General features: G+C 46.6%; 2 protein-coding genes. Both read right to left on the reverse strand.

Annotated elements, in window-relative coordinates; genetic code table 11:
• Nucleotides 1-444 precede the first annotated feature (444 nt).
• Nucleotides 445-711 carry a FeoC-like transcriptional regulator gene (locus WBA89_RS00630; protein WP_424403095.1) on the reverse strand — a complete coding sequence of 89 codons (267 nt, stop codon included), beginning with the start codon at nucleotides 709-711 and terminating at the stop codon, nucleotides 445-447.
• A gap of 120 nt (nucleotides 712-831) precedes the next feature.
• Nucleotides 832-2,194, reverse strand: a 1,363-nt coding sequence (gene feoB / locus WBA89_RS00635; protein WP_424403097.1) for a ferrous iron transport protein B, incomplete at its 5' end; no start/stop codon positions are given.

The raw sequence follows: 2,194 nt of genomic DNA on the forward strand, positions 1-2,194 counted from the left end.
GTCGATTTCTTATCAGATTATCGAGAAACATCAGGGGAAAATAGAAGTTAATTCGGAAATAGGGCAGGGAGCAGAGTTTTTAATTTATTTGCCGATAAAAGCCCGGATCGGAGAAGGTGCTGCGGAAGTTAATAGGGTTCGATCCATTTAAGATCGTACCAAATTCGGGTAACATACTCCGTTTACCATTCGGCGGTTGAAACCAGCTTTACAGAAACGATGTCAGCGGCCGAAAGCCGACTGGTTCATCGAGGATATCGACAAACCCGGATTTGGTATCAGTTGGCTATAGGATTAAAGGACACAGCAGTGCCGTATTCTTAAAATATTATTTTGGGTAAGGAAAAGGCTTTGCCCTGTCCTCAATATCATCGATAGTCCAACCGGAATTGATGTGATTGATTGTTTGGCGGTAGGGAAACGGCAATGCCGTTTCTTCGGTGCTCAGTGGCAGTTTGTAGAAACTGGTTCCTCTGCGGGTGCTGATTTATCCGCAGTTACCCACACATAAATCTCCGTAGCGTCGTCGCTGCAACTGTGACATCCACCGCACTTTTTCGCTGCTGGCATTTTACTGATGCGGCCTTTGCGAATTAGACGGTTCAACATTCCGCGCAAAGCATCGCCGTCCATGCGGAAATGGAGTTTTAAATCAGCGATAGAAGCTCTTTTGTTTTCAGCAATAAACTGTTGGATGTCGCTTAAAATCATGGTTTTTCTCCTTTCTTTGTTAGCGTAGGGTGAAAAGTGCCAGTGTCCACGTTCGCGAGGGGGGAAATTCGCTCTTCGGGGACACTCGCGCTGCACTCGGAAAATGATGGTGCCGAATGGCTACTGACTGATTGCTTCGCGCCGTTTGGGCTTGATTGCACCAGCCATTTTCAATCCCAAAATTGTCAGGGCCATAGCTATTGCCAATATCACTACCCAAATAAATGAAGATTCTGGATGCTCTGCGTATGTCGCCACTTGATAATAGAGAACTGCCGCCCAGTAAGCTAAACCAGTAGTCCAAGCAGCGGCGAATATTGTCCAACCTAAATTAGTTTCGCGGTACAATGCCGCCGTTGCGGAAACGCAGGGAAAGTACAGCAATACAAACAATAAATAGGCAAAGGCGGCTTGATTGGAACTAAAACGTTGGGACATTTGTCCGTAGGTGCTGCTAGAAATACCTTGATCTTCTTCTGCCTGTTTTTGGTCTGTAATATTGGCTGAACTTAAGCCGAGGGGATCGAAAAGTTGACCGGGAAGTTTTGTGAGATTCTCTGGGATGCTGAAAAATGCTTTGCCGATATTTTCCCAGAAGTTGAATTCTTCTTCTTTTTCCGGTTCTGCACTTGCTGCTTTTTGTTCGTCTGCTAGTTCTGTATAGAGGGAGTCCAAGGTGCCTACCATTACTTCTTTGGCAAATACTCCTGTTAGTAAACCGACGGTGGCGGGCCAGTTTTCTTGGGTGATTCCCATTGGTGTAAATACAGGTGTTACCGCGCGGGCGGTGGCGCTAAGAATTGAGTCTTTGCTATCTTCTTTGCCGAAGGAACCGTCGGTGCCGACGGAGCTCATGAATCCGAGTACAATTACCATAAGGACGATCGCAATTCCGGCTTTTTTGATAAAAGCTTGCAATCGATCCCAAGTCCGCAGCAGTACGCCTTTGAGTTTGGGAATGTGGTAGGGCGGCAGTTCCATCACGAAGGGTGCAGCTTCTCCTTGCAAGATGGTATTTTTTAAGATTAGTCCGGTAAAGACTGCGGCTAAAATTCCTAATAAATAAAGCCCTAATACCATGTTCTGCCCGCCGACTTGGAAGAATGCGCCGCAAAATAAGGCGTAAACTGCTAATCTGGCACTGCAAGACATGAATGGATTCATCATAATCGTCATCGTGCGATCGCGCTTATTTTCCAATGTCCGCGTCGCCATAATTCCGGGAATATTGCAGCCAAAACCTATCATCATCGGTACAAAAGACTTGCCGGGAAGTCCGACAAATCGCATTAATCTGTCCATGACGAAGGCTGCCCGCGCCATGTAGCCGGAGTCTTCCAACACTGACAAACACAGGAACATCATCCCAATTTGGGGAATAAAAGTAGATGTAGTTTGAATGCCGCCGCCCACACCTTTTGCCAGCAGTCCGATCGACCATCCAGGGGAATTGAGGCTTTCTAAAAGCTGAGCTAAACCATCT

Source organism: Microcoleus sp. (genome assembly GCF_049646505.1).
Lineage (GTDB): Bacteria > Cyanobacteriota > Cyanobacteriia > Cyanobacteriales > Microcoleaceae > Microcoleus.

Coding starts and splice junctions, on each gene's coding strand:
- WBA89_RS00630 (WP_424403095.1), bottom strand. CDS start 711: ATGATTTTAAGCGACATCCAACAGTTTATTGCTGAAAACAAAAGAGCT.